Here is a 26018-nt window from a genome sequence, read left to right on the forward strand (position 1 = left end):
TGGAACCGATCGGCATTCTGCGCGCGTTGTGGGGGTGTATTCGCAGCGGGCGCGAGGTGACCGGATGTCGCAGCTGTCAGTCGAATTGTTGTCCCTCGGCTCCGCTTTCACGGTCGTCCTGTTCGTGCTGACGGATCGCGAAGCGCGTCGCCGTTCACGCCAGGTGCCGCGCGACGCCGTCGAACGCCATCCAGGTCTCTACGAACTGGCCTATCTCGCGGGCGGCCCGCGCCGTGTCGTGTTGACGGCGCTGACGGCCCTGGTCCGGACGAAGGCCGTACGGCTCGGCGGCGACGGGGACATCGAACTCGCCTCGGCCGGCAGAAGGACGAACGCGGTCGAGGACGCCGCGGTGACCACTCTGGCGTCCCGCGACGGCCGTCTCACCGTCGGCGAGTTGTGCGCCGGGATGTACGGCGGCGCCGCGATCGCCGATCTGCCGGAGCGGCTCACCCGCCAGAGATTGTTGCTGCCCCCCGGCTACAGCGCTCCAGGCTGGAGCCGGCGGCTCCTGAGGCTCTCCACGGGGATCGCCTGCGGTGTCGTGGTGCTCGCCGCCTTCGAGCGCCAGCCGTTGAGCGCGGTGATCGCACTCGTCGCCGTGGTCGCCGGGGAGGCCGCGTGGCGGGTCGCCCGCGCGAACGGCAGGGTCCCGCTGACCGACGCGGGGCGGTTCGTGCTGGCACGCGCGCTGACCCGGCACAAGGAGGGGAACCTCCGGGGGATGCCGGACGTCGCGGTGGCCCTGCAGGGCGGCTCGGCCGCGGACGAACTCGAGGTGCGGCGAGGGCTCGGCACGGTGGATGTGATCCCTCTGGACGCGGACGGCTCGTGGGCCTGGAAGCCGACGCGACTTCCTTCGGACGGCCACGACGACGGAAGCGGCAATCACACCAGTGGGCTTCCGTACGGAACGGGATCGTATTGACCGGATCCCATCCGCGTTAACGATCGTTTCGTGTCGGAAGAACCACCGGCTCCGGTAATGTCGCCTCCGTTTCCGCGTGCCCGTGGAGGATTAAATTGCAAGGGTCGCAGCCGCTTCGCACGGATGATCCCCGTCAGGTCGGTGCGTACCGGATCGCCGGTCTGCTCGGCGAGGGCGGCCAGGGCCAGGTGTACCGGGGCGTGGGGGAGAACGGCGAGCTTGTCGCCGTCAAGCTGCTGCACGCCCGGTTCAGCGGGGACGCCAAGGCGCGCGCACGGTTCGCGGCGGAGTTGGCGCACGCAGGAAAGGTCGCGGCGTTCTGCACGGCACGCGTGCTGGACGCGGACGTGGAAGGCGACAGGCCCTACATCGTCAGCGAGTTCGTGGACGGTCCGGCGCTCTCCCAGGTGATCGCGGCCGGCCGGGCGCCTCAGGGGCCCGCCCTGGAGAGGCTGGCGATCGCCACGGTGACCGCGCTCGCCGCCATCCACGAGGCCGGGATCGTGCACCGCGACTTCAAGCCCAGCAACGTCATCATGGGCGCCGACGGGCCACGCGTCATCGACTTCGGCATCGCCCGCGCCCTGGACGCGACCGGCACGTTGTCGAGTGCGATCGTCGGCACGCCCGCGTTCATGGCGCCCGAGCAGATCGAGGGGGCCGAGGTCGGCCCGGCCGCCGACGTCTTCGCCTGGGCGTGCACCGTCGCCTACGCCGCCAACGGCGTCACGCCGTTCGGGCAGGACTCGATCCCCGCGGTGATGCACCGCATCCTGACCGGCGAGCCCGACCTCGGCCGGCTCGGGGGAGCGCTGCACGGCATCGTGACCGAATGCCTGGCCAAGGACCCCGCCCGGCGCCCCACCGCACGGGCGGTCCTGCTCCGACTGCTCGGCGGGGCGCAGTCCTCGGCGACCCCGGAGACGTTGCTCACCGAGGGTGTGCGGGCTTCGGCGTCGGGCACGCTGCTGCTTCCACCCGAGCCCGCCCTGCCGGTCGAGGAGCCGCCCACCAGGCCGGTCGCGCGGCCGGCCGCGCCAGGCGGCGAGCAGGCCGGCGTCGGCCGCCGGGCGACGGCGTACGCGGTCGCGGTCGCGGCCCTCTTCCTGGGCGCCTCGACGTTCCTCCCCTGGGGGAGGGTCGGCAAGCTGCTCGGGTCGATCACCCTGCCCGTCGACAACGCCGACGTCGCCGGTCTCGCGACACAGTGGGGAGTCGTCACCCTGGTCATGGCCGTGACCGCGATGGCCGTCGCCGTCACCGACGCGCTCACCCGGCGCCTGTCGGCCGCCTGGGCCGTCGTGCCCGGCGCCGTCGCGGCCGCGTCGATGGCCGCGTTCTGGATCCGCCAGGACGACCTGCACTCCAAGCATCCCAGCGCGGGGATGTTGACGGCCGATGATCTGCGCGCGCTCGGGACGAGCTTCCACGTCTCCATCTCATACGGCTGGTACGCGGCGGTCGCGCTGGCCGCGGTCCTCGTGGTGCTGTCGGTGGTCGCCCTGTCGGCCCGCCGGTCGTGACGACACTGGAGTCCGTCATCGGCCTGCGGAAACTCCACGGCTGAAGTTTCGCGGCGCCGCGAATTCGCGTCCCGCGGAATGCGCAATTCACGTGCCGGGAAATTAGGCGGGCCGGCCTGCCATTCTCATGAATGGAAGTGGGAATCCCGTGCGAGTTCACGCCGGCATCCGGCCGGGCTATGTTTGGAGCTTGAACTCACGTCGCCGGAATTGGATGTCATGAGTGCCGCATCACGTGTCTCTCGGATCGAGTTCAGCGTTCTGGGCTCGTTCGAGGTCCGCGTCGACGGCGAACGTGTGGACCTGGGCGGCCGGCGGCGCCGGATCGTGCTCGCGACGCTCGCGATCGAGGCCGGTCGGCCGGTCTCCGTCGAGCGGCTGATGACCGCCCTCTACGGCGACGACCCGCCCTCCACCTCCCGCGGCCAGGTGCAGATCTGCATCTCCGCCCTGCGCCGTCTGCTCGGCGCGTACGGACTGTCCGACCTGATCGCCACCCGCTCCCATGGCTACGTGATCGAGGCCGGCGACGATGACATCGATCTGCGGCGCTACGAGAACCTGGTGACGCGGGGTCGCCGGTTACGCGACGACCGCCGGTACGACGAGGCGGCCGGTTGCTACCGGGAGGGGCTGGCGTTGTGGTCCGGGCCGGCTCTCGACGGTCTCGACGGCGACGTCGTGCGCTCGGCCGCGACCAGGCTGGACGAGCAGCGCGTCAGCGTCATCGAGGACTGCGTCGAGCTGGAGCTGGCCCAGGGCCGTCACCACGATCTGCTCGCCGAGCTGGCCGAGCTCGTCGAGCGTCATCCGCTGCGCGAGCGGCTCCACGGGCAGCTGATGCTCGCGCTCTACCGGTCCGGGCGTCAGGCCGAGGCGCTGGAGGTCTACCGGCGGGCCCGCCGCCTCCTGGTCGACGAGCTGGGGATCGAGCCCAACGCGTGGCTCCAGCAGCTCGAGCGGGCGATCCTCGTCGGCGACGCCCGGCTGCACCCCCAGGCGGCGCCGCCCGGCTTCACCGGGGCGGGCCGCCGTCCTCCTTCCGTCGCCGTACCACGGCTGCTGCCCACGGACATCGCCGACTTCACCGGCCGGGCCGCCCAGGTGCAGGCGATGGAGCAGAGGTTCTCCCGGACGGGTGAGAGCCGAGAGGGGCCGGCCGTACCGATCACCGTTGTGAGCGGCAAACCCGGCGTGGGCAAGACCGCTCTGGCCGTGCACGTCGCGCACCGTCTGGCCGGCCGGTTCCCCGACGGACAGCTCTTCGCCGACCTGCACGGGCAGGCGCGCACCCGGGCCGATCCCGCGCAGATCCTGGAACGTTTCCTGCGCATCCTGGGCGTTCCCGGAAGCGGAGTGCCCGACGGGCTCGAGGCGCGCGCCGAGATGTACCGGGATCTGCTCTCCGATCGCAAGGTCCTCGTCGTGCTCGACAACGCGGGCGACGAGAGCCAGGTCCGCCCGCTGCTGCCGGGAGCCCCGCCGGCTGCGGTGCTCGTCACCGGCCGCAACCGTTTCGCCGGGCTGGCGGGCGCGGAGCATGTCGAGCTCGACGTCCTCGACTCCGCGCAGTCGGTCGAACTGCTGGCCCGAATCGCGGGAGCCGAACGGATGATGGCGGAGCGGCGCGGTGCGGCGGAGCTCGCCGAACTGTGCGGTCATCTGCCGCTCGCGCTGCGCATCGCCGGCGCGCGCTTGGGCGCGCGGCCGCACTGGCAGGTGGCCCAGCTGGTCGAGCGATTGGAGGACGAGGCGCGTCGTCTCGACGAACTCGACCACGGAGGGCTCGGCATCCGGCCCAGCATCTCGCTGACGTACGACGGCTTGGGCGACGACGCCCGGCGGCTCTTCCGCCGGTTGGCCCTGCTCGACTTCCCCCATTTCTCCGGCTGGGTCGCCGCCGCACTGCTCGACCAGCCGTACGCCACGGGACAGGATCTGCTCGACGATCTCGCCGAGGCGCACCTGGTGGACACCGTCGCGGTCGGGCAGGGCGCTCCCGGCCACTACCGGCTCCACGATCTGATCCGGGTGTTCGCCCGCGAGCGGGTCACGGCCGAGGAGGACGCCGCCGACCGTGCCGTCGCGCTCGAACGGGTTCTGGGTGCACTGCTGTTCCTGGCCGACAACGCGCGTAACGACGCGTACGGCGGCGACTACGAGCAGGTTCGCAGCGACGCACCGCGGTGGCCCCTGCCCTCCCACGTGACCGGCCGGCTGGTGTCCTCGCCGTGGGAATGGTTCGAACGGGAGCGTCAGACCCTCGCCGCGGCCATCGGCCAGGCGGCACGGGAGGGCTTCACGGCGGCCTGCTGGGACCTCGCCGACACCGCGGCGACGTGGTATGAGGCGCGGGCCTACTTCGACGACTGGCGGGAGACGCACCAGGTCGCCCTCGAGGCCGTCCGGGCGGCGGGCGACGACCGAGGTCTGGGGATGATCCTCTATTCGATCGGTGGGCTGCACATGGGCGAGCAGCGGTACGACGAGGCCCGCCGGGCGTTGGAATCGGCCGCCGACCTGTTCGGCGGCGTCGCCGACGAGTACTTCGAAGCCCGGGCGATCCGGAACCTCGCTTACATCGACAGGCTGACGGGCGATCTGGACGCGGCCGTGGCCCGTTACGAGAGGGCGGTCGGGGTCTTCCGCCGCCACGGCGACCCCGTGGGCGTGGCCTACCTGCTGAACGGCCTGGCGCACATCAGCCTGGAGCGCGGTGACGCCGGGGCCGCCCTGACGCTCCTCGCCGAGGCGCGCGAACTGGCCGGGCGCACACGGAACAACCGGGTGCACGCGCAGGTCCTGCATCGCCTCGGGGAGGTGTACCTCCAACTCGACCAGCCGTTGGTCGCCGCCGACACCTTCGCCGAGACGCTGTCCCGGGTCCAGGACATCGGTGATTCGATCGGTGAGGCGTACGCGCTGTGGGGTCTCGGGACCGCGTGGACGCGGACGGGGCGTTTGGAGGAGGCGGGAACCACGCTCGAGAGCGCGCTGCGGTCGGCCCAGTCCGCGGGTGACAGGTTGATCGAGGGGCGGGTGTCGCTCGCGTTCGGCGAGCACTTCCTCGCGAAGGGCGGGACGCCGCAGGCGGTGCTGCATCTGCACCGTGCCCTCGACCTGTTCCGGGCGGTGGACTCGCCGCTGTACGAGTCGAGGGCTCTGGCCATGCTCGCCAACGCCAACGCGGTCTCCACCTCCGCCAACGTCGGTGCCGCCGACGCCACGCGGTGAGACGCCCGGGCCTGCTGCTGAGGTGGCCTCGTGCACTCATCTCGCTGGAAGTTGGAGCGCGGAGGTTAGAGGAGCATCGACCACGGTCGCATGGTCTGACCCGAGGGCGCGTGGCCTGATCTACGCCCGCCTGGTTTGATCCACGGGCGCGTGGCCCTGATCTACGGTCGCTGAGCGACGACTGCCGGGCCGTACGGTGGAGCGGATGACGCCGCCTGTGAAGGCCTGGGTTCCTCTTATTGATCAAGTCGTCGATAAGGTTCCCGTCATGCCACGTATGACCGGAATGTTGATCGGTGCCGTCTTTGGGACTGTATTCGTGCTCATCAACGCGAACAGCCCGTTGAACACAGTGATCGGTGTCGTCCTTCGTGGGCTGGCCGTCCTCAGCCTCGTCGGCGTCGTCGTCATGTGGTTCCTCGCCGTCAGGCGGGTGAAGACCGGTCGCGCCGAGCCGATCGCCGTTCCCGGGCAGGCGGCGCCCATGTTCAGCCGGGGCTACTGGCTGGTCGTCGTCGCCGAGGCCGTCCTGCTCTTCGGGGGCATCGCGCTGCTCCGTTCCTGGGGACGGCCCGAGCAGACCAACGTCGCCTGGATCGCTTTCGTCGTGGGTGTGCACTTCATCGTGCTGGCGCCGGTCTGGAAGCAGTCGGGCATCGCCGTCCCGGGTGTCGTCCTGACCCTCCTCGGCGTCATCGGTCTCGTGCTGGCGGCGACATCCGCCGTCGCGTGGGTGCCCTTCGTCAGCGGCGTCCTGTCAGGAGTGAGCCTCCTGGCGGGCTGCCTCACGTTCTCGTGGCGTGGCCTGGCCTCGCTGACGCCGCGGGATCAGGTCGCCGAGGCGTAGATCCACGCGCCGGTTCCCGCGGCTGCGGGGAGCTCCGCCCCGGCGTCGGGCTTCGGAGTTCGGCCTCGAGTCCGGCCCGGCGTATATGGGTTGACGCAAGATCCGCTGGTCGGCTGTACTGGCGGCCCGAAATGCCGCAACTGATCCGTCGGCCGGCGTCGCCCGCCGTGTCTCGACGGAAGGGAAACCCCCGTGACCAAGCTCAACCAGATCCTCGCCGTGGAGAAGGGCGTCAAGGCCGACGCTCAGCGCAAGGTGACCGACGCCTACCACACCATCCAGAAGAGTCCCCTTCTGTCGGGCATCTCGCGGTCGTATCAGCCGATCGACGACGAGGGCGAGCAGCTTCCGCCCGAGTCGACCAGGGTGCAGGTACAGGGTGGCAACGTCCTGAAAGACGTTGGGGTCGCGCTGACGCGGTTGTTCGACGTGACGGCGACGAAGGACTGGACGAACTGCTCGGCCAGGGCCAGCGTCACGGTGGACGGTGAGACCCTCCTGGACGATGTCCCGGTCACCTACCTGTTGTTCCTGGAGAAGCAGCTGGTCGACCTGCACACGTTCATCAGCAAGCTGCCCACACTGGACCCGTCCGAGACGTGGACGCTCGATGAGAACACCGACACCTGGCGCACGGAGCCGGTGAAGACGACGCGGACGAAGAAGGTTCCGCGCAACCACGTGCTCGCCGAGGCGACCGACAAGCACCCGGCCCAGGTGCAGGTCTACAACGAGGACGTCGTCGTCGGTTACTGGACCAAGGTCACCTTCTCCGGTGCGTTGCCGCAGCGGCGTGTCAACGAGCTTCTGGGCAGGGTGCAGAAGCTCCAGGACGCGGTGAAGTACGCCCGTGAGGAGGCCAACGGGACGGAGGTCGTCGACCGCCGGATCGGTGACGCCGTGTTCGGTTACCTGCTGGGGTAGCCCACAGACCCCCATCCTGCGTGGATGGGTGCGCAAGGAGCGCAAACTGAAGATGAAGCTCAGCCTGAACGACGGTTTCAGCGGAGGTTCGATTCCTCCCCCGGGCACGCGGGCCCGGGTAGCCCAATTGGCAGAGGCAGCCGGTCAAACTCAGACTCTCGCTCCAGATTCAGCATCGCCGTCGAGTGCCGGATCGACCGGGAGTGGACTGTGATTGTTGAGATGCCGGTTCGAGTCCGGCGCGCGGCTCCAAGCATGCCGCGGTAGCTCAATGGCAGAGCGCACATCGTGAGGACTGATCCACTCTCTTAAACGCCGCCGGCACCGTGATGTGGCGGCATCGACAGACCCCCGGGACATGGACAGGTTCCCGGGGGTCGCTCCTTTTCCGCGGGGTGCCTCCAGCTGAGCCGTGTCTCAGATATGGGATATCGTCTCTAATGTGAGAGATGAAGTCGCACCGCGAAGCGCCGGCGACGACCAGGTGGAGGCCCGCCTGGCCGGTCGGCTCGCACGGTTGCGTGAGGAGCGCGGCTGGTCCCTGGACGAGCTGGCACAGCGGACGGGCGTGAGCCGTTCGACGTTGTCGCGGCTGGAGCGCACGGAGATCAGCCCGACCGCGGCCCTGCTGAACAGGTTGTGCGCGGCCTACGGACGGACGATGTCGCAACTGCTGGCCGAGGTCGAGGAGGAGCCGCCGCAACTGGTGCGTGCCGGTCAGCAGATGGTGTGGCGGGATGAGAACTCGGGTTTCACCCGGCGGTCGGTCTCCCCGCCGCACCCCGGACTACGCGGTGAGCTGGTCGAGGGACTTCTGCGACCGGGCGCTGACATCTCGTACGAGGTCCCGCCCGTGCCGGGTCTTGAGCAGCACATCTGGGTGCTGGAGGGCGTGCTGGAGGTCACCGCGGGCGGCGGTGTGCACGAGATCCGCGCGGGGGACTGCCTGCGGTTCCGGCTGTGGGACCGGTCGCGGTTCCGCTGTCCCGGCCCTGATCCGGTCCGCTACGCCCTGATGATCGTCCTGCCGTGAAAGGAATCCCCGTTGCACACCATCACCCGGTTGTCCGCCGATGACTTCGACCGCAGTGTGAAGAGCCTGGCCGACCTCCTCATGGACGTCGTCGCCGGGGGAGCCTCCCTCGGCTTCATCCTCCCGTTCGACCAGGACGCGGCGGCGGCCTGGTGGCGGACGCGGCGGCCCGCCGTGTCCGAGGGCAGCCTCATCGTCTGGGCCGCCCACGGTCCCGACGGCGTCGCCGGGACCATCAGCCTCGCCCTGGAACCCAAGCCGAACGGCCGGCACCGCGCCGAGATCGTCAAGCTCATGGTCCACCGCGAGGCGCGCGGCCGGGGACTCGCCCGAGAGCTCCTCGCCACCGCCGAACAGGCCGCCTCCCAGGCGGGAGCGACCCTCCTGCTCTTAGACACCGTGACCGGCAGCCCCGCGGACCACCTCTACCACTCCGCCGGCTGGACGCGGTTCGGCGTCGTCCCCGACTACGCGACCAGCCCGGGCGGCGTCCTCGAAGACTGCAGCTTCTTCTACAAGCAGTTGCTCACCTGAGTGGCCGACGCGGTCAGCGGAGAAGCAGGGTGGTGAGCGGCGTCCGGTGTCCCGACTCGAGGGCCGAGGCCAAATCGGCGGAACCGAGCTCCTCGCGCAGGGCCGTCCGCAGGATGGTCACGCGCTCATCCCGGTGGCCGGGATCGAGGCGTTCGACGGCGCCGAGCAGGACGGCGGCGCGTCTGGAGTCGCCGATCGCGTGTTCGGCGCCGGAGAGCAGACGCAGGCCGGTCACGGTGGCGCGGTGGTCGCCGAGGCCGACGGCGATCTCGACACCGTCCGCGAGATGGCGCCGGGCCCGCTCGTGGTCCCCGTCGTACGCCGCGGCGCGACCGAGGCCGAGAAGGCACCGGGCCGTGCAGCGGCGGTCGCCGATGCGACGGAACTCGGAGACGAGGCCGTCGAACCGGTACCGCGCGGTCGCATGGTCCCCCCGGTGCTGCTCGAGAGTGGCCTGGAAGACCTCGGCGTGGAGTCGTTCGTGGTCGTTTCCGCTCAACCGGGCCAATTGCCGCGCCTCGGTCAGCCAGGCCGCCGCGTCGTCGAGACGGGTTCCGTTTTCGATCGCGCGGATGGCCATCTGGTTGAGGCAGTTGGCGCGTTTGACGCCGTCGTGGAGTCGCCCGAACAGGGCGGCCGCCTCCGACATCCGTTCCAGGCCGGTGGTGATGTCCGGAGTGGCCAGCCCCAGGCAGGACATCGCCAGGGCGCGATGCCATCCGTCGCCCAGTCGCTCGAAACGTGAGGTCGACTGTTCCAAGGGTTCAAGCGCGGCCGAGCGGGGGGCGCCGTGCACCATCGCCCAGCCGAGCGCGAGCAGGGCGAGGGCCTGATCCCGCTCGGTGCCGTGCTCGGCCTGTTCGCACGCGTGGTCGGCGAACTCCCGTGCCCGGCCCGTGTCCTGATAGGCCAGCAGGATGGAGCAGGTGACCGCGGCCCGGATGCCCAGGCCGTCCGGCGGCAGGGGATGCTCGAGCAGCCTTTCGAGCCAGTCGAACAACTCGCCGCGCGCGCCCAGGATCTCCCATCCCGTGCCGATGCCCGCGAGGAACCTCCACGCCGCTGTGGTGTCCCCCTGTTCGAGGGCCCACCTCATCCCGGTACGCACATCCGCCCAGTGCCGGTCGAACCAGCGCAACGCGGCGGCCTGGTCCCGCCCGCGCAGATCGGCCAGCACGGCCACTCCGTGGTCGAGATGGTGGCGGGCATGCCGCTCGTGTGCCGTGTCGGCGGCGCCGTGTGCCACCAGTTGACGGTGTGCGAACTGGCGGACGCTGTCGAGCAGGCGGTATTCGGTGATCTGGTCCCCGCGGCGGCGGGAGATGAGGGAACGATCCAGGAGGCGCGGGAAGAGCCGTACGAGGTCAGAGGAGTCCAACGGGGGATAGGCGAGGATCTCCACGGCGGTGTCGTAGTCGAACTCGCCGGGGAACACCGAACAGCGCTCGAACAACAGCCGTTCGTCGTCGCCGAGGAGTTCGTAGCTCCACCGCAGGGCCTCCTCCAGCGTGCGATGCCTGCTCGGAGCGCCCTGGGCGCCATCGGTCAGGAGCGCGAACCGGTCGTGCAGGCGCGCCAGCAGTTCGACCGGCGAGAAGAAGCGGATCCGGGCGGCGGCGAGTTCGATGGCCAGTGGAAGGCCGTCCAGCCGACGGCAGATCATCGCGACGTGCCGGGCGTTCCCCGGGGTGACCCGGAAGCCGAGGGAGACCGCGGCCGCGCGATCGGCGAACAGCCGCACGGAGGCCGCGCCCAGCACGGCCGACGGATCGTCCGACTCCTCGGGAAGCGGAAGGGGCGGGGTCTCGTACACGACCTCCCCGGCTATGCCCAGGGGCCCGTGGCTGGTCGCCAGCACCCGGAGTTCGGTGGTGGCCAGCAGATCGGCGAGCAATGACGCCGCGTTGGCGGCCACGTGCTCGCAGTTGTCCACGACCAGCCAGCGCCGCTGCCCGGAGAGCGTCTCGCGCAGCAGGACGTGAAGCCGGCGTTCGTCGCCGGAGACCTGGAGGGCGTCCGCGAAGGCTCGTTCCACGGGGTCACCGGGCGCCACGGCTGCCAGATCGACCAGGATCGCGGGCGGCAGCGTGGTCAGCGAGTGGGCCACGTGCAGTGCCAGTCGCGTCTTGCCTGCTCCCGCGGGACCGGTCAACGTCAGCAGTCGGTGGTCGCCGACGAGCCGGAACAGGTCCTCGGTCTCCTGGATCCGGCCGACGAAGGACGACAGGGGTCTCGGCAGCACGTCGCCGGGATTCCGCCGCGTCTGAAGCCGGGCCGCCGCGTCGACCAGGGCCCGGCGGTCGGCGCCGCCGAGCTTGCGCAGCAGGGACGACACGTGGCTCTCCACGGTCCGCTCCGACACCCGCAGACTGTCGGCGATCTCCCGGTTGTGCAGGCGGTCCCCCACGAGCCAGAAGACCTCGAGCTCCCGTGGCGTCACTCCGGCCGCGCGCAGCGGGTCCGGCAAGACATCTGGCCCCATGGAGTGAGTATCACTCCGTACGGACGAGTCCTCCCGAATTCCACGGACCTGACTTCCGTACTGAGCACGGATGTGCCGGACGCGGCCTCGGGATCGAATACGGAGAGAGCGCCGCCACCGATGGCGCCGCCCGAGGAGGAACGCATGGACGTCGACTTCGAGTCGATCAAGAAGACACAACGGGCGGGCTGGGAGACGGGTGACTATCCGCGCGTCGGCAACACCCTTCAGATCATCGCCGAACAACTGGTGGAGGCGGCCGACGTACGCGCCGGACAGCGGGTGCTGGATGTGGCCTGCGGCCAGGGCAACGCGGCGATCGCGGCGGCCCGCAGGTTCGCCGAGGCCACGGGCGTCGACTACGCCGCCAACCTCCTGGCCCAGGGCAGGGAACGGGCGGCGGTCGAGCACCTCACGGTGACGTTCGCCGAAGGCGACGCCGAACAGCTGCCATTCCCCGACGAGTCCTTCGACCTGGTGCTCAGCACGGTGGGGGTCATGTTCGCGCCCGACCATCAGAAGGCCGCCGACGAGCTGGTCCGCGTGACGGCCGGGGGAGGGAAGATCGCGCTGGCCAGCTGGACGCCGAGCGGCATGATCGGCCGGCTGTTCAGGACGGTGGGCGGATGGGCGCCGCCGCCGGCCGGAGTGCGACCGGCGACGTTGTGGGGCTCCCCTGAGCACCTGGCCGAACTCTTCGGGGACCGGGTGGAGTGGACCGGCCTCACCACACGGGAGTACGCATTCCGGTACCACTCGCCCGAGCACTACTCCGAGTGGTTCCGCCGGTACTACGGACCCATCACCAGGTTGGCCGGCACCCTGCCGGGCCAGGACCTGGACCGTTTCTCCGAAGACCTCGCCGAGGTGGCCCGGGAGTACAACCGGGCCGACGACGGCACGGTCGTCGCGCAGGCCGAGTACCTGGAAGCGGTCGGTGTCCGGCGAGCCTGACCTGGTTGCGCGGGCCTCACTCCCGGGGGAACGTACGGCCATGGACAGAAGCGGCTTTCTCCGGCCTCCGGATCCCACCGCCGACACTCGGCGCCTCTACGACGAGGACGTCGCGGATCTCGGCTACGTGATGAACCTCACCCGGCTATGGGCCCACCAGCCTGCCACGGCCGACGGGCTGTTCGACCTGATGCGGAGGTCCCTCGCGGGCCACGGTCTCACCCCGCGCCAGCGGGCCGTCCTCGTCGCCGCCTGCGCGTCGGCGTTCGGCGACTCGTACTGCTCGCTGGCATACGGCGTCAGACTGGCCGACGCGGCCGGAGAGGAGGCGGCCGCCGGGGTGCTCCAGGGGAATGACGACGGGCTGACCGCCGCCGAGCGGGCGCTGGCCGGGTGGGCACGGAAGGTGGCCCGCGACCCGAACCACACCGGCGAGGCGGACGTCCAGGAGTTGCGCGACGCCGGTTTCGACGACGCGATGATCTTCGCGATCACGGTGTTCGTCGCGCTGCGCATCGCGTTCTCGACCGTGAACGACGCGCTCGGCGCCCGTCCCGACGCGGAGTTGGGCGCCACCGCGCCGCCGGCCGTCCTCGGCGCCGTCACCTTCGGCCGCCCCATCTCCGGCTGACCGCGGGCCGGCCGGGATTGGAGCCGGTCGGCATGCTGATGGCATGGTGGGTGAGTGACGATCCGCGGGGTTTTGTTCGATGTCGACGACACGCTCTTCGACTACACGTCGTCGGAGCAGGCAGGTCTGCTGGGACACCTGACGGCTGAGGGGTTGCTGGGGCTCTTCCCGTCGCCCGCCGACGCCGTGACCGTCTGGCGAGAGATCATGGAGGAGGAGTACACGCGGTATCTCACCGGTGAGCTGACCTTCGCCGGGCAGCAACTCACGCGGACCAGGCGGTTCCTGTCGCACCTGGGGCGCCTCCCGGTCGGCGGCCTCTCCGACGAGGAGGCCGACCTCTGGTTCGGGCGGTACAGGGAACTGCGCAACGCCGTGTGGGAGGCTTTCCCCGACGCCGATCCCGTGCTCAGGAGACTCGCGCCCAGGTTCCGGCTCGGGGTCGTGTCGAACTCCTCCCTCGCGTACCAGCAGGGCAAACTCCGCGCGATCGGCCTGCTCGACCATTTCGGCGAAGCGATCGTCTGCGCCGTCGAGCACGGTGCCCCCAAGCCGGACGCCGGCATCTTCCTGGCGGGATGCGCGACCCTCGGCCTGCCGGCGGATCAGGTGGCGTACGTCGGCGACAAATACGACATCGACGCGGTCGGCGCGCTCGAGGCCGGGCTGCGTTCGTACTGGCTCGACAGGGCGGCCACGGGAATCACCCCTCTGGACGGGATCACCGTGATCCGATCCCTGGACGAGCTCGTGCCCGCCCTGATCGGGCCGGAGCTGCCGTGAAGACCCGTGGTGGGCCTGCTTCCGAGCGCCGGCGAGTTCGGAAGCAGGCCGCATCCCGCATGGCAGGCGGGTGCCGATCAGCCGGTGCCTGAGGCCGGGTGGCAGGCGTCGTGCCCATCGTGGTGATCCTCGTGGTGTTCATGCCCGTGATCGGCGTGGGCGTCCGCCGGAGCGGGTCCGGTGCACGGCGAGTCCTCGCATGACGCGTGCGCGTGCTGCCTGGGTGTTTCCGCCTCCATGGAGGCCTCCATCTCTGGTGCGGGCGTCGTTCGCGGTCCGTGCTAGCTGGTCACCCGCTGGAGGTAGTAGTCGGAGACCCAGCCGGGCCGGCCGTTGGAGGACGTGACGGGAACCCAGCCCTGGGTGGCGGTGCAGCCGCCGCCGAACCGTCCGTCGGCCAGCCTCAGCGTGCCGACCGGCTGGTAGGTGTTGCCGCGACCGTTGTAGACGGTGACGACGCCGTTCGGCTGGACATGGGTCAGTTGGTAGGTGCATCCCCAGGGACGGGACGCGGAGGCGGCAAGGGGAGTCCTGGTCGTCTTACGCAGGTAGTGCGCGGCGGCCCAGCCGGATCGGCCGTTGGAGGACGTGACGGCGATCCAGCCCCGGCTGGAGGTGCACCCTCCCGCGAACCGTCCGTCGGATGCCCTCAGCGTGCCGACCCGTCGGGCACCGACGCCGGGGGCGGTGCGCACGTTCAGATAGCTGGACCGCCGGACGTTGGCGACCTGGTAGGTGCAGGCCATGGCCGGAAGCTTGGGAACGGCGGCCCGATGCACCGCGCCGCTCCTGCGCAGGTAGTGGCCGGAGGCCCAGCCGGATCGGCCGTTGGAGGACGTGACGGTGAACCAGCCGCGGGTGGACGTGCAGCTTCCGGTGAAGCTCCCGTCGGTCCGTTTCAGTGTGCCGACCGTCCGTGAGTTGGAAGCGGGCGCGGTCCGGACGTTGAGGTAGCCCCCGGCGCGCAGGTTCGTGACCTGGTAGGTGCAGGCACCGGTCTGGGGGGCGGATGCGCCGGCCGGGGTGGTGGTCGCGTGGGCCGGAGGGGCGGTGACCGCAAGCCAGCCTGCGGTGGCGCAGATGGTCAGTACGGGGACGACCCTCTTGGCGACTTTCACGAATGTCTCCCTTCGTTCGCATCGCCCTGGCCGGGGTGGTCAGTGTGATGGTCAGGGTCAGGAGGACCCGATCCGCGATGCTCACTCTAAGTAGTGCTCTGTTTACTTAGCGTTTACACCCGTGACTGGATGATCGATCATTTCTTTACGTTGCGGCGAGTTTGCAGCGATAACCATGTGCGACTTGCCGGTCACTCAATGTCTTGACAGATGGGGACCCCTCCCTATGCTTGTACATGTGAATAGTCGTTCAAATGTCGTGCCGATCGCCGCGGACGCCTGCTCGTTGTCCGTCGTGGACGCCGATCGGGTGGCCGCGGTCCAGAGGGCGCTGCCGTCCGACGACTCCGTGCGCAACCTCGCGCACGTCTTCGGGTTGCTCGCCGACCCCGGACGGCTCCGCCTCATATCGGCGCTGCTCGAGGGCGGCGAGATGTGCGTGTGCGACCTGGCGGCGGCGACGGGGCAGAGCATGTCGGCCGCCTCGCACGCGTTGCGACTGCTCCGCGCCGACCGAGTGGTGAAGGTCCGCCGAGCGGGGCGGATGGCCTACTACCGGCTGGCCGACTCACACGTGCGGATGTTGTTCGACCTGGCCATCACCCACATCGGGCATGACGAAGGAGACCGCGGCGATGACTGACCGGCAGACCGTCACCCGACGCAGTGACAGAGACCGGGATCGTCACGGGCGCGGCCACGGGCACGGGCATGGGCACGGGCACGGGCACGGGGTCAGCGCCGAGGCCGACCGCCGCTACCTGTCCGGCGCCCTCGCGTTGATCGTCGCCTTCATGGCGGCGGAAGTGGTCATCGGGTTCATCGCCCGGTCACTCGCGCTCATCTCGGACGCGGGCCACATGCTCACCGATGCCATCGCGATCGTCTTCGCCCTGATCGCGATGAGAATCGCCGCCCGGCCGCCACAAGGCGGCTTCACCTACGGACTCAAGCGCGCTGAGATCGTCTCCGCGCAGATCAACGGCATCACGCTGCTTCTGCTGAGCGTCTACTTCATCTACGAGGGCGTCCGGCGACTGGTCGTCCCGCCCGAGGTCGAGGGACTGTACGTGGTCATCACGGGAGGCGCGGGGATCGCCGTCAACCTTGCCGCGACCTGGCTACTCAGCAGGGCAGACCGCTCGAGTCTCAACGTCGAGGGCGCCTTCCAGCACATCCTGAACGACCTGTACGCCTTCATCGCCACCACCGCGGCCGGAGTGGTCGTCGTGCTCACCGGCTGGGGGCGGGCGGACGCCATCGCCGCCCTCGTCGTCGCCGGACTGATGCTCAAAGCGGGTTGGGGCCTGGTCCGCGATGCCGGCCGGGTGTTCATGGAAGCCGCGCCGGTCGGGATGAACCCCGCGGAGATCGGTCAGAGAACCGCCACTCTCGACCAGGTCACCGAGGTGCATGACCTGCACATCTGGGAGGTCACCTCCGGCTACGCCGCGATGTCCGCCCACATCCTGGTCGAGCCGCAGGCCGACTGCCACACCGTACGGCAGGCGGCCGAACGCCTCGTGCACGACGAATACGGCATCGACCACACGACCCTGCAGGTCGACCACAGCAGAGCCGAACGGCCCGCCGCCGACCGGGCCGAGCGTCACTGCGCGGATCCTCACGGTCCCGTCCACCGGGCTGAAGCGCCGGACCCTGCCGGAACGGCTCCGCTCCACTGAACCTGCGGAGGGCGCGGGGCCGCCTGCCGGGCTAGATGCCCCGGAGGAAGGCTTCGAGCTTCGACTGCAGTTGGTCGGCGTAGCGCTCGTCGTTGAACATCTCACCGGCGTGCTGGGCGCCGGGGTAGACCAACAAGGTGCTCCTGCCCTTGGGCGTCGCCTTGTGGAGGCTTCTGGCGAGATCCGCGACGCCGCCTCCGAAGTCCTCTTCGGCGGCGGCGTAGAGCGCGGGCACGGACAGTCCCCCGGCCAATTCCTCCATGCCGTCCAGGCCGCCGGACAAGGAGATGACGCCCGCCGCCTGGGCGGCGGGGTCGGCGGCGGTCGCGAGCGCGACCGAACCGCCGAGCGAGCCGCCGGCATAGACGACCTTCTGTGCGCCGAGTTTCCTGAGCCCGGCGCCGATGGCCGCCATCTCGTCGGAGCCGCGGTCCAGCATGGCCGGGATGCCGACCGTCTGGGGATTGTCGCCGTACTCGAACACGGCCACGCGGAAACCACCCTTGACCAGGTGGTCGGCCCACATCAGCCAGTCGCAGTGATATCCCGTGAGGGTGTTCGCGATCACGACGCCGACGGGTCCTTCACCGGCCACTCCCACGGCCAGACCGGCGCCCGTGCCCGGGCTCGTCACCGTCATGGGAGTGAACGCCACCGAGGGGCCCCCGTTGCAGCCGACGAGCGCAGGCGCGTCGGAAGGCGCCGCCGCCGCGGGAGCGGGACGCGTTTCCTGCCCGCTCGTCGTGCCCCCGCCGCAGCCGGCCACGCCCAGAGCCAGCACTACACCCAAGATCACTCTCCGTGTAAGCATGAGATCAATGTCCGTCGCGGCGGCAGTCCTGTCTCCTGGCGGGACGGAAACGTGATCAGATCGTGGACCGCCGGGAGCCGATGCGGGTTCGTCAGTCGAGTAGCCGCCAGGACGGCGGCTACTCGAACAGGTGCCGGTTGGCGCGGCTCCAGGCGAGCTTGTGCTCCAGTTCGGCGAGAAAGCCGTCGGCGACCCAACCGGCCTGCGGCTGACATCCCGCGTCCGCCAGGCGGCGCACCTGGTCGATCCCGTCCTGCTGGACGTCGAGGACGGCGTCGACCAGACCCGTGACGGAGGTCAGGCCGTAGGCGCCGGCGAACAGTTCCAGACGTCGGCGCCGGTCGGGCGGCCGGGGATGGGCCATCCAGCGTAGGGATTCGTCGTCGTCGCGGAATGGCGCGAGGTATTCCAGCGCGTAGGCGACGTCGTACAGGCGGTCCGCCGGCCGGGCGTAGTCCCAGTCGAGGAGCCCGACCGGACGCCCGTCCCGCCAGACGATGTTCCAGGGGCCGAAGTCCCCGTGGCAGATCACTTCGTCGTCGCCCAGCCCGGTCTGGCCGGTGAACCAGCTGAGCCGATCGGGCGGACGGAAGCCGGCGACCGCGTCGTGATAGTCGCGAAGCAGGCGGGCGGAGGACACCAGGCCCGCGTCGTCGGCCGCTTCGATCCAGCCTTGCGCGCCGGATCGGCCGTCCAGGTAGGTGAGGACCTCGCGGTCCTGTTCGTCGATTCCCCGCACGCGGGGCGAGTAGGGGAATCCGACCTCCTCCAGATGCCGGAGCAGGGCGTGGACGGCCGGCGTCCACGGTTGTGTGGGCCTGCGGACGGTGTCGCCGACGCGCACGACCCGGCGATGCGGTGAGTTCTGGAGGACCTCTTCGTCCGTCATGACGTCACGAGACTACTCGCGGCGCCCGGCCGGCCGAAGGCCCGTTTTTCCGGCTCCCGGCTCCCGGCTGACGGCTCCCGGCTCCCGGCTCCCGGCTCCCGGGCTCGTAGGGAGCGGGCCTGATGACGTGCCTGGTCCGGAGCCCGCCCGTGAACCGGCGGCGGCTGCGAGCCGTACAAACAGGTGGCGCCGCCGCGCCGGACGACGACATCGACCGGCGGCGGCACCATCGGGTTTCGCAGGGAAGGACCTTCGGCTTGTCGCTCATCACGCGCTTTCATCAGCCGCCGCATCAGGGACCGACGACCACGGGGGAGGACCTGACCGCGGAGGACGGAGCGGCGGGTGACGGCGCGGCGGGTGACGGCGCCGGTGCCCGCCGGGGCCTGCGCTCCGCCGCGGCGCGAGTGATCACCATCCTGGCCGGTCTGTTCGTTCTGTTCGCCCTCGTGGCTCCGAACGAGATCGGCCATCTCACGCCTGGGGCGTTCGTGCGCATCCCGGTGGAGGGGCTCCTCGGCGTCGCCCTCATTCTCGTCCTGCCCGGAAGGGCGAAGCGGGTGGCGGCGGTGCTCGCTGGGGTGGCCCTCGGCCTGCTGACCATCTGGAAGATCATTGACCTGGGCTTCTCCGCGGTCCTCGACCGGCCGTTCAACCCGGTGTTCGACCTGAGCTTCTTCGGGGCGGGCGTGGACTTCCTCTCGGCGTCGATCGGCGAGGCCGGCGCGATCGGCTCCGTGATCGGGGTCGGTGCTCTCGCCGTGGCCGTGCTCGTCCTCATGGCGTTGTCGGTCCTGCGCCTGACCCGCCAGGTGGTCCGGCACAAGACCGCGGCGACCCGCGGCGTCGCGGTGCTCGCGGTCGGCTGGATCGTCTGCGCACTGCTCGGCGTGCAGATCGTCCCGGGCGTGCTGGTCGCCGGTTTCGCCGACGACCAGTTACTCCAGGTGAGTGCGAGCCTGCACGACAAGGAGGCGTTCGCCGCGGAGGCCTCCGTCGACGCCTTCCGCGACACCCCGGCCGACCAACTGCTGACCGGCCTGCGGGGCAAAGACGTCATCGTCTCCTTCGTCGAGAGCTACGGCCGTGCCGCCGTCGAGGATCCCGCGTTCGCGTCGCAGGTCGGCGCCGTGCTCGACGCCGGGACTCGCCGGCTGCGCGCGGCCGGGTTCGACTCCCGCAGCGCCTTCCTCACCTCGCCGACGTACGGCGGCGGCAGTTGGCTGGCCCACGACACGCTGCTGTCCGGCCTCTGGATCGACAACCAGCAACGCTCCGACAGTCTGCTCTCGAGTGACCGCCTGACCCTCAGCAGCGCCTTCCGGCGCGCGGGCTGGCGGACGGTCGCCGTCATGCCGGGCACCACCCAGCCCTGGCCGGAGGGGGCGTTCTTCGGCTACGACAAGATCTACACCGCACAGGACCTCGGGTATCACGGCCCCGGCTTCAACTGGGGCACGATGCCCGACCAGTACACCCTGTCCAGCTTCCAACGCGCCGAGCGCGCCGAGCCGGGCCATGCCCCGGTGATGGCGGAGACGGTTCTCGTCTCCAGCCACGCGCCCTGGACGCCCATCCCCCAGCTCATCGGCTGGAACGCCGTCGGTGACGGCTCCGCCTTCAACGGCATGACCACCGCCGACCAGCGACAGGGCGGCGTGTGGAGCGACTTCACCCAGGTACGCGCCGACTATCGGCGTTCCATCGAGTACTCGCTCAACAGCCTCATCTCCTACGTGGAGACGTACGGAGACGACAATCTCGTGCTCGTCTTCCTCGGCGACCACCAGGCCGCGCCGCTCATCAGTGGTGTGGGCGCCGACCATGACGTGCCGATCACCATCGTCGCCCACGACCCGGCGGTATTGGACCGGATCTCCGGATGGGGCTGGCAGGACGGCCTGAAGCCCGGCCCGAAGGCTCCGGTCTGGCAGATGAGCGACTTCCGCGACCGGTTCCTGACGGCCTTCGGGTCGCAGGCCCAGAGCACTCAGCCGCCGGCCCCGCCGGCTCGATGAGGTCGCGGGGACGGCGCCGCGGCCGGGCGGTTGGCGTCCGTCGCGGCGCGCACGAACTCGCGCACCCGGGCGGTCGTGTTGGTCTCCAGCCAGACCAGTCCCCGTTCGATCGGCGGCGCGTCGTGGATCGGCACGTACGCGACGTCCGGGCGGGGGTAGTACCGCCGGCTGTGCTCGCCCACGGGGAGGACGCCCCTGCCCATCGCCACGAGGGACAACATCTCGGAGAACGTGTTGCCCATCGGCCCCTTCGGGACGGGTCTGCCCGACGGGGTGTGGTCGGGTGTGCGGTCGCGCTTGAACTCCACCGAGGTGACCTGCGGGTACTGCACCACCGGGTGATCGGCGAGCACTTCGAGGGACACCGACTCCTCGTGGGCCAGCGGGTGTTCGGCGGGCACGGCCAGTGAACGTCTCTCCGACAGCAGGGCCGGCCCGCGCGCCATGCCGTCGAAGGGGTAGGAGGCGATGAGGATGTCGATCGAGCCGTCGAGCAGGCTCGATCGCGAGTTGAACAGTTGGACCTCGTGGACGTCGACCTCGCAGTCGGGGTGGCGTTCGGCGAACAGTCCGACGGCCTTGAGCAGCACCGGCGCGGTCCACTCGCCGAGGAACGCCACCCGCAGCCGTCCGGTCACACCGCGTCCGGCTTCGACGGCCCTGCGGATCGCCTCGTCCATCTGGGCCGCCAACGGCGCCAGGTCGTCTGCCAGTCGCCGTCCGATCGGAGTGAGACGGACGACGCGGCTGGTGCGCTCGAACAGCGGAGCGCCGATGCGACGTTCGAGCTTCTTGACGACGTGGCTGATCCGTCCGGTCGTCACCCCCAGGCGCTCGGCCGTACGGCCGAAATGCAGCTCCTCGGCGAGCGCCAAGAACGTCTCGATCTCGTGCCGCTCCAGCATGTGACTCTCCACCGTTGAATCTGAGTCAACGATCGTAGCCTCATCGTGGCTTGGTCGCCGCCGTCGTCCGGAGCATCGTAGGTGGTGGCACCGGCGTGGTTCACACCCTGCTCCACCAGCCGGTCCGACATTGTTGACGACTGAGACAGGGAACCCCCAATGAGTACGACGGACATCACCGGCTATCTGGCCGGCCTCGACGACAGGACACGGGAGATCGGCGAGAGACTGCGTCCCGTCATCGACGCGGCCCTGCCCGGAGCCAACGGCGCCATGTGGCACGGTCACCCGACCTGGAGCCTCGGTGACAAACCGGGGAAGAACCCGGTCTGCCTGCTCAAGGCGTACGGGTCGTACGTCGCCTTCGGCTTGTGGCGTGGGCAGGAGGTCGCCGATCCGTCCGGGCGCCTCGCCGCGGGCGCACGCCAGATGGCCGCGGTCAAGCTCCACGCCGTCGACGACATCGACCCCGCCCTGTTCACCGACTGGCTGCGTCAGGCCTGCGACCTGGAATCGGAGTGACGACGATGCGTGTGAAGGCATTCGACCACCTGGTGCTCAACGTTCAGGACGTCGAGCGTGCTCTGGAGTTCTACTGCGGGCTCCTCGGCCTGGAGCCGGTACGCGTCGCCGAGTGGCGGGCCGGCGATGTCGGGTTCCCCTCCGCGAGGGTCGCTCCGGAGACCATCATCGACTTCGTGCGCCGCCCCCGCGCAGAGTCGAACGTCGACCACATCTGCCTGGTCGTGGAACCGCTGGATTGGCAGGAGGTCATCGATTCGGGTGTCTTCACCGTCCTCGAAGGGCCTGTCGGCCGGTTCGGCGCGCGCGGCAGGGCGACCTCGGTCTATGTGCAGGACCCCGACGGCAACACCGTCGAACTGCGCTGGTACCCGCAGGACGCCCAGGGCTGAACCGCCCTTCGTGCAGGTGGGACGGGGACTCGCGGGCCGGAATTCTCGCCGCGGCACGGTGGTTTGGTCTACAGCTTGTGCCGGAGAGAAAGAGGCGAAGGATGTCCGCACCACTGGAGTTCGGTATCGACACGTTCGGGGACGTCACTCTCGACGCGGACGGCAACCGCCTGCCGTACGCGCAGGTGATCCGTAACGTCGTGGAGGAGGCCGTGCTCGCCGACAGCGTGGGGATCGACGCGATCGGCATCGGGGAGCACCACCGCGACGACTTCGCCATTTCGGCACCGGAGATCGTGCTGGCGACGATCGCCGGCCGGACCGAACGCATCCGTCTCGGCACCGCGGTGACCGTGCTCAGCTCGGACGACCCGGTGCGCGTGTTCGAGAAGTTCGCCACGCTGGACGCGGTGTCCCAGGGGCGGGCGGAGATCATCCTCGGCCGCGGCTCGTTCACGGAGTCGTTCCCGCTGTTCGGCTACGACCTCGCGCAGTACGAGGAACTGTTCGAGGAGAAGCTCGACCTGCTCTTCCACCTGCTCCCGGAGGGGCCGGTCACGTGGGAGGGCAAGCTCCGCCCCGGGCTGAAGGACCAGCACGTGTACCCGAAGACGGAGTCCGGCCGGTTGCGCACCTGGGTCGGCGTCGGCGGAAGCCCTCAGTCCGTCGTGCGGGCGGCGAGCTATGCGATGCCGCTCATGCTCGCGATCATCGGTGGCCAGCCGGAGCGTTTCGCGCCGTACGTCGACCTCTACCACCGCGCCCTCGCCCAACTGGAGGTTCCGCGGTTGCCGGTCGGCGTGCACTCGCCGGGCTACATCGCCGAGACCGACAAGCAGGCGCGCGAGGAACTCTGGCCGCACTACCGGGCCATGCACGACCGCATCGGCCGCGAGCGCGGCTGGGGTCCCACGACCCGCGACCGCTTCGAGGCGGAGGCCGACGAGGGCGCGCTGTACGTCGGTTCGCCGGAGACGGTGGCCGCGAAGATCGCCAAGACCGTGCGCACGCTCGGCGTCGACCGTTTCGAGTTCAAGTACAGCTCTGGAACGCTCGCGCACGAGAAGCTCATGAACACGATCCGCTTGTACGGCGAGGAGGTCGTGCCGCAGGTGAGGCGGCTTGTGGCCGAGACGCCTGAGCCGGCGTCGGCCGGGTGATCCGGCGGCGTCTCCCGGGGTTCACCGGTACACGAGACCGGACAGCCGCCACGCGAGTCGGCGCCGGAAGACCGGGATCGTGGCGAGCAGGCGGAGGACGGCGTTCCTGAACGGCCGGACGCGCCGGTCGGCGGTGGCGAGCCGGGTGAGCCGGTCGGCGAGGGATATGACCTGCTGGGCCACGGGTCTGCGGACGGCGCCGTAGGCGTCGAGCAGGTCGGGGGAGTCGCCGCCGAGGACGGCGTCGAGGGACTGGGCGAGTGCGACCCCGTCCGAGATGCCGGCGTTCATGCCCTGCCCGCCTGCGGGGCTGTGCACGTGGGCGGCGTCTCCGGCGAGCAGGATCCGCCCCGCTCGATAGGCGTCCGCGACCCGGTGCTCGACGCGGAACCGTGATCCCCACAGCACCTCGTGGACGACCGCCCGCCTCGCCTCCGGGCCGCGGGTGTCGAGGAGGCGCTGGACGAACTCGATGCCGGGCTCTTTCGGCGCCTCGGCCACGGTCGCCACGATTCTGTGGACCCCGCCGGGAAGCGGCGCGACGACGACCAACCCGGCGGGCGAGAAGTAAAGGATCACCTCGTCGTCCGGCACTCCACCCGAAAGGCGTACGTCGGCGAGGCTGAAGGATTCGGCGTACGCGCCGCCGGTGAAGCCGATGCCGGCCTGCTCGCGCACCGTGCTGTGCATTCCGTCGGCACCGACGACATAGGACGCGCGGACGGTCTCACCGCTCGCGAACGTCACGCTCACTCCCGCGCCCTCCTGTTCGAGCCCGATCACGGTGTACGGGCGGTGCACCTGGCCGCCGAGCTCGGTCAGTCGCTCCAGCAGCGCGGCCTCGGTGACCTCCTGGGAGATCATCAGCGTGTACGGATAGGCGGTCGGCAGGTCGTCGAAGGGAAACCGGCACGAGCACCCTGTCCCGGTCCCGGATGGTGAAGCGGGGCGCGTGGATGCCCCGTGCGACGAGCCTCGCGGCCACGCCGTACGGCTCCAGCAACTCCAGGGTGCGGGCGTGGACGACGGCGGCCCGGGTGGTGACGGCGCCCTTGGCCTGACCGTCGACCACGGTGACGTGGCGGCCCTGCCGCGCAAGGCCGACGGCCACGGTGAGCCCGGTGGGGCCGGCGCCGACGACCAGCACATCGGTGGTGGTGGGAAGCATTGCGACCTCCGTAGGTCAACGCTTGTTGGTCAACGGGTGTTGGCATAACTATGCGCCGCCTGCCTGGCTATGTCAACAGCTGTTGGCCTACACTCGTTGACATGAGGAGATCGTCCGAGGACACCAAGGCGTCGATCCTGGCCGCGGCCCGCGAGCGCTTCGCCGCCGACGGCTACGACCGCACGACCATCCGCGCCGTCGCCGCGGACGCCGCGATCGATCCGGCCATGGTGATGCGCTACTTCGGCAACAAGGAGAAACTGTTCGCGGCCGCGGCGGACTTCGACCTTCAGCTTCCCGACCTGGCCGATGTCCCGCGTGACCGGATCGGAGCGACGCTGGCGGCCCACTTCGCGGAGCGCTGGGAGGCGGACGAGGCGCTCATGGTGCTCTTGCGCACCGGCGTCACCAACGAGGAGGTCGCAGGGCGGATGCGCGCGATCTTCGCGGGGCAACTCGGTCCGCTGGCGGCCACACTGTCGGGCGACCCGGCGACCGCCGCACGACGGGCCGGCCTCGTCGCCACCCAGATTCTCGGCATGGCCCTGTGCCGCTACGTCCTGCGACTGCCGCCTGTCGTCGAGATGACGCGCGAAGAGATCACTGCCTGGCTGGGCCCCACCCTGCAGCGCTACCTCCTCGGCACGCCGTAGGCCGTCATCCGATCATGCCGCCATGGGTCGCTCACCTGCCGGGAAACCCGTTTCCGCCCGGTCTCGTCCCGGCCTACCCTCTCGGACATGAGCAGCGCATACTTCGACCGGCCTGTCCTGTCCGGCCGTCACGTACGACTGGAGCCGTTGACCCTCGAGCATGCCGAGGGACTGCTGGAGGCCGGCAAGGACCCCGAGGTGTGGACCTGGCTCAACAACCGTCAGCCGACCGACCTCACGGCGATGCGCGCGTACGTGACGCGACTGCTCACGATGCACGAGGCCCGAACGCTGACGCCGTGGGCGCAGATCGACGTTCGAACCGGGGAACCGGCCGGAGTCACCACCTACCACGACCTCACCCCCAAAGATCGGGCGCTTCACATCGGCTCCACGTGGATCGGCAGTCGCTGGCACCGGACGGGCATCAACACCGAGGCCAAGCTGATGCTGCTCGAGCGCGCCTTCGACGCCCTGAGCGTGCTGCGGGTGGGCTGGATGACCCACCACGACAATCTGCGGTCGCAGCGGGCCATCGAGCGACTCGGCGCCCGACGCGAAGGTGTCCTCCGCAATCACAAGACCATGCCGGACGGCTCGCAGCGGAACACCGTCGTCTACTCGATGATCGACAGCGAGTGGCCCGCCGCCCGGGACGCCCTCCGAACCCGGCTTCGGTAGTCGATCCGGCCGGGCACCCGGCGGTGACGTGCCGGCACCCGACGGCGACCTGGTCTGAGGCCGACTGTTCCGACCAAGGCGGACGCTTGGAGTCCTAAGAGCTACTTCATGATCAAAAGTGGCCGCCAGGTCGGCGCCTGGCT

General features: G+C 70.0%; 23 protein-coding genes and 2 pseudogenes. 18 read left to right on the top strand and 7 right to left on the bottom strand.

What is annotated here, in order from left to right; genetic code table 11:
• Nucleotides 1-64: 64 nt before the first annotated feature.
• From Pmi06nite_RS35520 to Pmi06nite_RS35550, 7 genes are all read left to right on the top strand, one after another.
• Nucleotides 65-928 (top strand): TIGR04222 domain-containing membrane protein, encoded by an 864-nt coding sequence (locus tag Pmi06nite_RS35520; protein WP_203957586.1) that lies wholly within the window; start codon nt 65-67, stop codon nt 926-928.
• 95 nt (nt 929-1023) lie between these two features.
• Nucleotides 1024-2451, top strand: coding sequence for a serine/threonine-protein kinase (locus tag Pmi06nite_RS35525; RefSeq protein WP_203957587.1), 1428 nt, complete (start codon nt 1024-1026; stop codon nt 2449-2451).
• Nucleotides 2452-2670: 219 nt separating this feature from the next.
• The gene (locus tag Pmi06nite_RS35530; RefSeq protein WP_203957588.1) at nt 2671-5685 is read left to right on the top strand and encodes an AfsR/SARP family transcriptional regulator; all 3015 of its coding nucleotides are present in this window, start codon (nt 2671-2673) and stop codon (nt 5683-5685) included.
• Between the two features lie 319 nt (nt 5686-6004).
• Nucleotides 6005-6532, top strand: a complete 528-nt coding sequence (locus tag Pmi06nite_RS35535) for a hypothetical protein (protein WP_203957589.1) — start codon at nt 6005-6007, stop codon at nt 6530-6532.
• A gap of 192 nt (nt 6533-6724) precedes the next feature.
• Nucleotides 6725-7456, top strand: coding sequence for a DUF7873 family protein (locus Pmi06nite_RS35540; RefSeq protein ID WP_203957590.1), 732 nt, complete (start codon nt 6725-6727; stop codon nt 7454-7456).
• Between the two features lie 442 nt (nt 7457-7898).
• Nucleotides 7899-8489 carry a helix-turn-helix domain-containing protein gene (locus tag Pmi06nite_RS35545; RefSeq protein WP_203957591.1) on the top strand — a complete coding sequence of 197 codons (591 nt, stop codon included), beginning with the start codon at nt 7899-7901 and terminating at the stop codon, nt 8487-8489.
• Nucleotides 8490-8501: 12 nt separating this feature from the next.
• A complete protein-coding gene (locus tag Pmi06nite_RS35550; protein WP_239114427.1) occupies nt 8502-9023 on the top strand; it encodes a GNAT family N-acetyltransferase in 522 nt (173 codons plus the stop codon).
• A 13-nt stretch (nt 9024-9036) separates the two neighbouring features.
• Here Pmi06nite_RS35550 and Pmi06nite_RS35555 read toward each other — a convergent pair whose 3' ends face one another.
• Nucleotides 9037-11505 carry an ATP-binding protein gene (locus Pmi06nite_RS35555; RefSeq protein ID WP_203957592.1) on the bottom strand — a complete coding sequence of 823 codons (2469 nt, stop codon included), beginning with the start codon at nt 11503-11505 and terminating at the stop codon, nt 9037-9039.
• A gap of 144 nt (nt 11506-11649) precedes the next feature.
• Between Pmi06nite_RS35555 and Pmi06nite_RS35560 the strand changes: the two genes are divergently transcribed.
• From Pmi06nite_RS35560 to Pmi06nite_RS35570, 3 genes are read left to right on the top strand one after another with little or no spacing between them, the layout of a single operon-like run.
• Nucleotides 11650-12459, top strand: a complete 810-nt coding sequence (locus Pmi06nite_RS35560; RefSeq protein ID WP_239114428.1) for a class I SAM-dependent methyltransferase — start codon at nt 11650-11652, stop codon at nt 12457-12459.
• 40 nt (nt 12460-12499) lie between these two features.
• Entirely contained in the window at nt 12500-13090 is a 591-nt protein-coding gene (locus Pmi06nite_RS35565) for a carboxymuconolactone decarboxylase family protein (protein WP_203957594.1), read from the top strand.
• Nucleotides 13091-13144: 54 nt separating this feature from the next.
• Nucleotides 13145-13873: an HAD family hydrolase gene (locus Pmi06nite_RS35570; protein ID WP_203957595.1), complete on the top strand. Its 729-nt coding sequence runs from the start codon at nt 13145-13147 to the stop codon at nt 13871-13873.
• Between the two features lie 281 nt (nt 13874-14154).
• Here Pmi06nite_RS35570 and Pmi06nite_RS35575 read toward each other — a convergent pair whose 3' ends face one another.
• A complete protein-coding gene (locus Pmi06nite_RS35575; RefSeq protein ID WP_203957596.1) occupies nt 14155-14991 on the bottom strand; it encodes an SH3 domain-containing protein in 837 nt (278 codons plus the stop codon).
• A gap of 238 nt (nt 14992-15229) precedes the next feature.
• Between Pmi06nite_RS35575 and Pmi06nite_RS35580 the strand changes: the two genes are divergently transcribed.
• Both Pmi06nite_RS35580 and Pmi06nite_RS35585 read left to right on the top strand, forming a co-directional pair.
• Nucleotides 15230-15634, top strand: a complete 405-nt coding sequence (locus tag Pmi06nite_RS35580; protein WP_275409637.1) for an ArsR/SmtB family transcription factor — start codon at nt 15230-15232, stop codon at nt 15632-15634.
• Nucleotides 15627-16676, top strand: a complete 1050-nt coding sequence (locus Pmi06nite_RS35585) for a cation diffusion facilitator family transporter (protein ID WP_203957598.1) — start codon at nt 15627-15629, stop codon at nt 16674-16676. The genes Pmi06nite_RS35580 and Pmi06nite_RS35585 overlap by 8 nt, the downstream gene beginning before the upstream one ends.
• A 31-nt stretch (nt 16677-16707) precedes the next feature.
• Here Pmi06nite_RS35585 and Pmi06nite_RS35590 read toward each other — a convergent pair whose 3' ends face one another.
• The gene (locus Pmi06nite_RS35590) at nt 16708-17466 is read right to left on the bottom strand and encodes a dienelactone hydrolase family protein (RefSeq protein WP_203957599.1); all 759 of its coding nucleotides are present in this window, start codon (nt 17464-17466) and stop codon (nt 16708-16710) included.
• 139 nt (nt 17467-17605) lie between these two features.
• The gene (locus Pmi06nite_RS35595) at nt 17606-18376 is read right to left on the bottom strand and encodes an aminoglycoside phosphotransferase family protein (RefSeq protein WP_203957600.1); all 771 of its coding nucleotides are present in this window, start codon (nt 18374-18376) and stop codon (nt 17606-17608) included.
• A 122-nt stretch (nt 18377-18498) separates the two neighbouring features.
• Between Pmi06nite_RS35595 and Pmi06nite_RS35600 the strand changes: the two genes are divergently transcribed.
• Nucleotides 18499-20394 (top strand): sulfatase-like hydrolase/transferase, encoded by a 1896-nt coding sequence (locus tag Pmi06nite_RS35600; protein WP_203957601.1) that lies wholly within the window; start codon nt 18499-18501, stop codon nt 20392-20394.
• Here Pmi06nite_RS35600 and Pmi06nite_RS35605 read toward each other — a convergent pair.
• A complete protein-coding gene (locus tag Pmi06nite_RS35605; RefSeq protein WP_203957602.1) occupies nt 20367-21299 on the bottom strand; it encodes a LysR family transcriptional regulator in 933 nt (310 codons plus the stop codon). The two genes, Pmi06nite_RS35600 and Pmi06nite_RS35605, sit on opposite strands and share 28 nt — an antisense overlap.
• Before the next feature lie 159 nt (nt 21300-21458).
• Here Pmi06nite_RS35605 and Pmi06nite_RS35610 point away from each other — a divergent pair, with 159 nt between their 5' ends.
• From Pmi06nite_RS35610 to Pmi06nite_RS35620, 3 genes are all read left to right on the top strand, one after another.
• Entirely contained in the window at nt 21459-21821 is a 363-nt protein-coding gene (locus Pmi06nite_RS35610) for a DUF1801 domain-containing protein (RefSeq protein WP_203957603.1), read from the top strand.
• Nucleotides 21822-21826: 5 nt separating this feature from the next.
• Nucleotides 21827-22213: a VOC family protein gene (locus Pmi06nite_RS35615; RefSeq protein ID WP_203957604.1), complete on the top strand. Its 387-nt coding sequence runs from the start codon at nt 21827-21829 to the stop codon at nt 22211-22213.
• 101 nt (nt 22214-22314) lie between these two features.
• Nucleotides 22315-23373 carry an LLM class flavin-dependent oxidoreductase gene (locus tag Pmi06nite_RS35620; protein WP_203957605.1) on the top strand — a complete coding sequence of 353 codons (1059 nt, stop codon included), beginning with the start codon at nt 22315-22317 and terminating at the stop codon, nt 23371-23373.
• Nucleotides 23374-23394: 21 nt separating this feature from the next.
• Here Pmi06nite_RS35620 and Pmi06nite_RS35625 read toward each other — a convergent pair.
• Nucleotides 23395-24276: pseudogene (locus Pmi06nite_RS35625) on the bottom strand (FAD-dependent monooxygenase); the annotation flags it as partial.
• Nucleotides 24277-24367: 91 nt separating this feature from the next.
• Nucleotides 24368-24541 (bottom strand): annotated as a pseudogene (locus tag Pmi06nite_RS43095) (FAD-dependent oxidoreductase); the annotation flags it as partial.
• Between the two features lie 101 nt (nt 24542-24642).
• On the opposite strand from Pmi06nite_RS43095, the gene Pmi06nite_RS35635 reads away from it, so the two are divergent.
• Nucleotides 24643-25194: a TetR/AcrR family transcriptional regulator gene (locus Pmi06nite_RS35635; RefSeq protein WP_203957607.1), complete on the top strand. Its 552-nt coding sequence runs from the start codon at nt 24643-24645 to the stop codon at nt 25192-25194.
• An 87-nt stretch (nt 25195-25281) separates the two neighbouring features.
• Complete coding sequence (locus tag Pmi06nite_RS35640) at nt 25282-25875, top strand: GNAT family N-acetyltransferase (RefSeq protein WP_203957608.1); 594 nt, start codon at nt 25282-25284, stop codon at nt 25873-25875.
• Nucleotides 25876-26018: the final 143 nt, after the last annotated feature.

Origin of the sequence: Planotetraspora mira (assembly GCF_016863275.1) — a bacterium.
GTDB classification, from domain to species: domain Bacteria; phylum Actinomycetota; class Actinomycetes; order Streptosporangiales; family Streptosporangiaceae; genus Planotetraspora; species Planotetraspora mira.